This is a genomic window from Anaerobutyricum hallii DSM 3353 (assembly GCF_000173975.1).
Lineage (GTDB): Bacteria > Bacillota > Clostridia > Lachnospirales > Lachnospiraceae > Anaerobutyricum > Anaerobutyricum hallii.
The window spans coordinates 1-7,174 of record NZ_ACEP01000139.1; the positions used below are offsets into that span (position 1 = coordinate 1).

The window sequence follows — 7,174 nt, forward strand, 5'->3', positions numbered from 1 at the left end:
TGCCTTTCTCCCAAAAAGAAATCTGCGTTATCTTGTAAAAAAAGAAGAACAGGCGGCTTATATATAAGAAAAAAATGTGAAAGTCCGCCTGTTTTTTTCGTCCATAAAAAACTTTTAAAATTTCTACGTTATGCACAAAACTATACCGTATAATCTGGTGCCTTTTTCAATCGTTTCACCTGCTTTTTAGGGAGGGTAGTAAGACCTTCCATAAACCATCGGAACTGTTGGAGAGCGCACAGTATCTGCCAGACGGTCAATCCCTAAACGGAGGTCTGTATATACTGTTACAATAAATATCTTTTTAAAACAGGTCGCATCATTTAACATGTGAGAGTACCCAGACTGTCTTTTCCAGTAAAGCTTCTTCGGCAGAAACAACAGTGCCTGATGTTCGTTCCATTCGTGCGAATCTCTCGATTCGCTCAAATAACTCTAATGTACAAAGTAAGTGCTCCACCATGCGTACCTTGACTAAATAAGACTGCCTTTTGGCGGTCTAAAACTTTGTCAAGGTACGCACTATCTACCACTTACGCATTAACGCTCCCACTGGGTTTTGTGTTTCACAATAAAATTTCAATTTTTCAAGTATATTCATATAATAAAATCCTATTTACCTGACTTGTAAATCAGCTCATTTAAAAGGCCTATTTTTTCTGTACCTGATGTGGTTTGCAACAGAATTCCGATATACACTTCACAACTTCTGGATGTGCAAACCAAATATATACAACAATCAAATTTTGTAAGAGGGTCAGACCCCTTCTGTATTTATCTACTCAGTTGTTAATTGTCAATAAAATGTATGCACTAAGAGCCACAGTTTCCCGTGGCTCCAGTATATTATAAATCACTAAATAAGTCAGCCTTATATACACCATTCTTTAACATCTTATTGAAGTTATCCCTTACAGACACAACATCTTCCTTATAGGTCATTCCATACCAGGTATCATTACTTCTTAAAACCTTTACAGATATCTTGCCCTGCTCTAACAGTTCACCGATGAAAGTTGGAATCAGATACTCTGCTTTCAGTGGATTTTTTACTACTTCTTTCTCAAAAAATTCCTTAAATCCTTCTTCGAGTACATTCAGAAAATCTGGAGTTAATCCCCACATATTCATGTAAACAAGAGAATCTGTGTCAATGGTTACTCCATCTGCTTCTGCGCCATTCTCAGTCTTTACAATATTCCCGGTTTCAATAACCTCTGTCAGGTTATTCTCTGTATCCATTTTGCAAATACCACGAGTTACACCACCGTTATCGGATAATGTATTCTTCAATACAAATCCAGCCATACAGGATTTGCTGCCATTCACCAGATATTCATGAACCGCTTTAAATCCTTCTTTTCCATAGTAATCATCTGCATTGATTACTATGAATGGAGTGTCAAGTATATTCTTCGCTGCAAGCACTGCCTGTCCTGTTCCCCATGGTTTCGTACGACCTTCCGGCAGAGTACCTGGAATATCGTTAATATCCTGAAAAGCATAATCTACAGTCACATCATACTTCTCACAGATTTTTGCAATACGATTTCCAATGACCTCTTTAAATTCTTCTTCAATGTCCTTACGGATAATAAATACTATATGGTTAAAACCGGCCTCAATCGCATCATGAATTGAGTAATCCATGATGATATGGTTAAAATCATCCACTGGTTCTAACTGTTTGATTCCTGTTCCAAATCGGCTGCCGATTCCGGCTGCCATAATAAGTAAGGCTGTTTTCATTTCTTTCCTCTTTTCGTTTGTAAGTGGGCTTACCCTTTCCAATTGTGAGTTTACACTTCAGGTTATTTCTGGAAATGGTATCCCCGTAATATGTCCTTGGTACTTATGCTCTGGCTGTTATATGTAAAGTCCATTTCAAATCTAACTTTTTCGATTCCCTACCTTAAGAAAATCTTAAGAGAGCCAGACCCCCTCTAGTGTGTAAGAGGGTCAGACCCCTTCTGCATCATTTGGTAGTACAAGGCTAATTCCTTTTATATCTGAGAAATTTTCAAATGTATTTTCACACAAATCTCTTCTTAAAATTATTAAAAATTCTTCCATTTTAGTTTCTTTTGCAATTTGTGGGTATTTGATTTTTTCTATAAATTGAATCATTTCTTCCGAAGCATACAGCGGTAGCCTATTCGCCTCTAATACAAATGCCATCTCCGCTTCAATCTTTTCTATACAATCATGTTTACCAATATAAAATAGCTTTTTGGTAAAGGCTTCAATAAATGCATTATAATACTTCCTTTTCATTTCTCGATCAGCCGCAATCTTCTGTTCCTTTATTTGTGAATTACTAGTTATTTTTACGGCTACTATTGACCCAATAATTGTTAATATAGTCGTTCCAGCTGCTATTAATGCCACAATTATTTCACTTTTCACTTCTTATCTCCCTTTATATTATTTCTATTAACGTCAACTTCACAGGAATTACACCTTCATTTCACTATCTAAGTTGCTACTTCTGCTACGAAATCTTCTTCTTTCCGATTTCTTCTCCTGGCACAGTCCCGCAAGCTCTTGCATATTTTCACTTTATCGGAAGAATTTTGTAAGAGGGTCAGACCCCTTCTAATCTCTAAACAATGATAAATCTTATTCCTCCGCCAGTCTCTCCTGGATATAAGCCAATTTTGCAATCATCTCTTTTGTCTCTTCAAGATTCAACAACTTTGTATTATTGCTGTTGAACTCTGTTAAAGTATTTCTTTCTGCATCTCCATCTTTATTTTTTTGTAAGAGGGTCAGACCCCTTCTGTTCGGCCCTCCTAAGGGATTCAGCCCCATTCACTTTTGAACTATACAAAATTACAGATTTGAAATATGCTCTTTACACTGTATCGTATACCCTATCTCTGGATGAATTAAAACATCTAAAATTTTTTCATCTATTTTTTGATCCTTTTCAAGAATATTATCAATTCTTTCAGTTGCAAATTTTATATCCATAATAACATTATTAGTAGAATCAAAAGGAATATCTCCTGATAGTTTTGTTACAAATTCTTCCAAAGTTGCATCAACATAGGCATGTAGATGCTCACCCAGATATTTTATATTATGTGGAACTTCACCAGAATGAATAATTGCATTACGCGTTCTGTACATTCTATACAAGTGCCACGTAACTCTTTGAGCATACTTCCCCACATACTCTTTTACCTTTTTAGTTGTATCAAGCTCCGCTATACAAGCTATACGACTTCTTAAAACAGGAAAATCTCCTAAAATTCCATATATCTTTTTACGTTCTTCCTTATATTGGGGTAAAAATAACAAATAAAATATCTTTTTAATATCACACCCAATCTCATTACTTAATCCCAAAACCTCTTCATATTTACATTTTGGCAAATTATCCTTTAAACATTTTATAATATCTTCAATTACAGAATACAAATATTCTTTTTTTAATATTGGAATAACATTTTTTAAAACATACTCAAATTTATTTCCTTCATTTTTAGGTTGACATAACACTTCTATTGATGACCATAAATTTAAAAATCCACTTTTTAAATCTGGCACTGCCAATGCCGTATTATGTAGCTCAATTGACTTTCTCAAAAGCGAATACTCCGATTCCGCATTAATCAATAGACCTGTTAATAAATTATCTGATGTTGCACCAATTTTTGCAAAATCAGTATCATCGATAATATTGTAAGAGAATTTATGTGCATTTACAAAAATAGGTGATTGTTGTTCTTCAATAATCATTGCCTTCTTTTGAATTGAAAAAAATCTCTTATTTCCAACAAACTTATAAAAACTAAAAAATAAATCTAATCTATTATAAGCAATTTCTGCAGCTATATTAGGACAAGGAGCTTTAATATCTTCAAAATACACAATTACTTTGTCTTTATCTTTTTTAAATAATGAAAAATTTCCATCATTATTAAAACATAATCTAATCCTTTTTTCTAAAATTTCTTTGAATTTCAATGCTATATTAGAAACTGAAAAATAAACAGTATACTTATGATATTCAAAATTAAAAATATCTAAAAAATCATCTACACTGCTTTCTGTTATTTTACCATTAGAAAAAAAATGTTTCTTAAGCTCGTTATATATATAATCGGAATTATATCCCATCGAAAGAATTTCCGAAACCCAACATCTTATAGTAGCTTCGATCTTTTTCTTTTGCTTTGGTAACCTGACATATTTTTTTATTGTATCCACACACCAATAATAATATTTTCCATTATCAAAAGTCGCATTCAAATACGCTATGGTATCATTCTTTTCCTGCTTAGAACTTGAACCAAAAGATTTCAATATTCTATCAATGTTATCTTGTCCCCAACATTCTTTTATAACAATATCACTTTTAAACGATGCACTAAATTCCTCAAAAACTATATCTCTTTGGTATTCTCTAACCTCATTTTTCTCAACCTTTTTTGTCACGGAACAATACTCTTTAATTAATCCATGAGTATTTAAAAGAGGCATTCTAAACAAATCAACCGTATAATCAAACAACATTTCTTCTAATCGCTGTGCGAAATAAAGTATTCCATCAATTTCAGAAAAATTATCACATTTTCTAGGTATTGAATATTTCATTTGTAATCGACTCCTTTTTAGCTACACCATCTATCTCCACATTTATAACTTCGATACTATCATAAATGCTTCTTTTCCATAGTAGTCATCTGCATTGATAACTGCAAATGGCTCATCTCAGTTTTCCTCATATTTCAACATAATCCACTAAATATATTTATGATTATATATTACCATACAGGAAATATTTCAACAATAATACTTATAAATAACCTTGTACGTAAAACAAAATTGGTATATACACATTTTCCATATAGACAAATTTATCCAGAGACTTTACTCTCTGGATAAACATTCTTTTATAATCTATTACTCCACTGTCACACTCTTTGCCAGGTTACGTGGCTTATCCACTTCTAATCCTTTTGCTACGCTGATGTAGTATCCTAACAGCTGTAATGGGATTACAGCAAGGGATGTTGCAAAGTGTGGGTCGATTTTCGGGATGTATACGGCGAAGTCTGTGCTGTCTTCGACGTTATACTGACCGAAGGTTGTGAGTCCCATGAGGTATGCGCCACGACTGCGGCATTCTACCATGTTGGAGATGGTTTTCTCGTAGAGATCTGGCTGTGTAAGTACGCCGACTACGAGGATATCATCTTCGATGAGGGAGATCGTACCATGTTTTAATTCGCCGGCTGCGTATGCTTCTGAGTGGATGTAACTGATTTCTTTCATCTTTAAGCTTCCTTCCATACAGATGGCATAGTCGATCCCACGTCCTACGAAGAATACATCGTGTGCGTTTGCCTGTTTGGATGCAAACCACTGAATTCGTTCTTTGTCTTCGAGAATTTTAGCGATTTTATCTGGGATTGTCTGTAATTCGGCAATCATGTTTTTATATGTCTCATCGGAGATTTCTCCGCGTACTTTTGCGAACTGGAGGGCAAGTATGTAGGTTGCCATGAGCTGTGTACTGTAAGCTTTTGTTGTTGCTACGGCAATTTCCGGTCCGGCAAGTGTGTAGAATACGGAGTCTGCTTCTCTGGCGATAGAGGAACCGACTACGTTTACGATTGCCATTGTGCGGACACCTTTTTCTTTAGACTCTCGGAGTGCTGCAAGGCTGTCAGCTGTTTCTCCTGACTGGCTGATTACGATTACAAGACCTTTTGGATCTAATAATGGATTTCTGTAACGGAACTCGGAACCAAGTTCTACACGAACAGGAATCTTAGCAAGGTCTTCGATTACATACTGGGCTGCAATTCCTACATGGTAAGCGGAGCCACAGGCTACGATGTAAATCTGGCTGATATCTTTGATTTCTTCTTCGGAAAGTCCAACGGAAGACAAATCAAACTGTCCATCCTTTAATACAGAATTTAATGTATCACCTACTACTTTTGGCTGTTCATGGATCTCTTTCATCATGAAATGTTCAAAGCCTGCTTTTTCTGCTGCTTCCGCATCCCATTCGATAGTCTTTAATTCTTTTTCGATTTCTTCGCCGTCAAGGTTATAGAAAGTGATCTCGCCCTTTCTTACACAGGCAAGTTCCATGTTTCCGATGTAGTATACATTTCTTGTATACTTTAAGATAGCTGGTACATCGGATGCGATGTAGGACTCTCCATCTTCGATTCCAAGAATCATTGGGCTGTCTTTTCTTGAAACATAGATTTCTTCCGGATAATCCTTAAACATTACAGCAAGTGCATAAGAACCCCGAATACGAACCATTGCATGATTAATCGCATCAATTGGTGTTCCTTCATACTTTTTGTAGTAGTAATCTATTAACTTTACTGCAACTTCGGTATCTGTCTCAGAATAAAATACATATCCTTTACGTGTTAATTTTTCTTTTAATTCCAAATAGTTTTCAATGATTCCGTTATGTACAGCTACTACATTGCCATCATCACTTTTATGCGGATGCGCATTGCCTTCAGATGGTTCACCATGCGTAGCCCATCTCGTATGACCGATACCACAACTTCCGAGTACGGTTGCTCCGTTATCTGTCTTCTCTGCGAGGGCTTTTAAACGGCCTTTTGCCTTCACTACCTCTGTTTCATTCTCTCCATTACGCACTGCAATTCCTGCAGAATCATATCCGCGATACTCTAACTTTGACAAACCATCTAATAAAATCGGAGCTGCCTGCTGTACTCCTGTAAATCCAACAATTCCACACATAATTTTAATCCCTTTCTCTGGCTGTTATCTGGTTGCTTCTTTTTCATTGATGACAGCAACAACTTCATCCACATATGTATGACAGATTTCTTCCGTCTCTGCCTCTACCATAACACGAATCAACGGTTCTGTTCCGGATTCCCGGACAAGGATTCTTCCGGCATCTCCTAATGCCTCGGCAACTTTATTCACAGCAGCCTGTACATCCTGATCTGCCTGTGCTACCGCTTTATCTTTTACCTTTACATTGACCAGAACCTGCGGATAAATATGTAAATCCTCTGTAAGCTGGCTCATCTTTTTCTTTTTAGCCATCATAACTTCCATCATCTTCAGGCTGGTAAGGATTCCGTCCCCCGTTGATGCATACTTTGAAAAAATGATATGACCGGACTGTTCTCCTCCGATACGGCATCCGTTCTTC

Annotated in this window: 6 protein-coding genes and 1 pseudogene; all 7 read right to left on the reverse strand. The window is 36.0% G+C overall.

What is annotated here, in order from left to right; all coding sequences use genetic code 11:
* Positions 1–186 precede the first annotated feature (186 nt).
* Positions 187–429 carry a transposase gene (locus tag EUBHAL_RS15780; RefSeq protein WP_135960944.1) on the reverse strand — a complete coding sequence of 81 codons (243 nt, stop codon included), beginning with the start codon at positions 427–429 and terminating at the stop codon, positions 187–189.
* Between the two features lie 417 nt (positions 430–846).
* Complete coding sequence (locus tag EUBHAL_RS12830) at positions 847–1,749, reverse strand: sugar phosphate nucleotidyltransferase (protein WP_005350693.1); 903 nt, start codon at positions 1,747–1,749, stop codon at positions 847–849.
* A 210-nt stretch (positions 1,750–1,959) separates the two neighbouring features.
* A complete protein-coding gene (locus EUBHAL_RS12835; RefSeq protein ID WP_005350695.1) occupies positions 1,960–2,406 on the reverse strand; it encodes a hypothetical protein in 447 nt (148 codons plus the stop codon).
* 213 nt (positions 2,407–2,619) lie between these two features.
* Positions 2,620–2,811 carry a hypothetical protein gene (locus EUBHAL_RS17005; RefSeq protein ID WP_005350698.1) on the reverse strand — a complete coding sequence of 64 codons (192 nt, stop codon included), beginning with the start codon at positions 2,809–2,811 and terminating at the stop codon, positions 2,620–2,622.
* Positions 2,812–2,832: 21 nt separating this feature from the next.
* On the reverse strand, positions 2,833–4,602 hold the full coding sequence (locus EUBHAL_RS12845) for a hypothetical protein (protein WP_005350699.1): 1,770 nt from the start codon (positions 4,600–4,602) through the stop codon (positions 2,833–2,835).
* Between the two features lie 309 nt (positions 4,603–4,911).
* Positions 4,912–6,750 (reverse strand): glutamine--fructose-6-phosphate transaminase (isomerizing), encoded by a 1,839-nt coding sequence (gene glmS, locus EUBHAL_RS12850; protein ID WP_005350701.1) that lies wholly within the window; start codon positions 6,748–6,750, stop codon positions 4,912–4,914.
* A 24-nt stretch (positions 6,751–6,774) separates the two neighbouring features.
* Positions 6,775–7,174: pseudogene (locus EUBHAL_RS12855) on the reverse strand (phosphoglucosamine mutase); the annotation flags it as partial.

Bases quoted from the DNA above. Each gene is read 5' to 3' on its own strand.
- EUBHAL_RS12830 (WP_005350693.1), bottom strand. From the start codon at position 1,749: ATGAAAACAGCCTTACTTATTATGGCAGCCGGAATCGGCAGCCGATTT.
- glmS (WP_005350701.1), bottom strand. From the start codon at position 6,750: ATGTGTGGAATTGTTGGATTTACAGGAGTACAGCAGGCAGCTCCGATT.
- EUBHAL_RS17005 (WP_005350698.1), bottom strand. From the start codon at position 2,811: ATGGGGCTGAATCCCTTAGGAGGGCCGAACAGAAGGGGTCTGACCCTC.
- EUBHAL_RS12845 (WP_005350699.1), bottom strand. From the start codon at position 4,602: ATGAAATATTCAATACCTAGAAAATGTGATAATTTTTCTGAAATTGAT.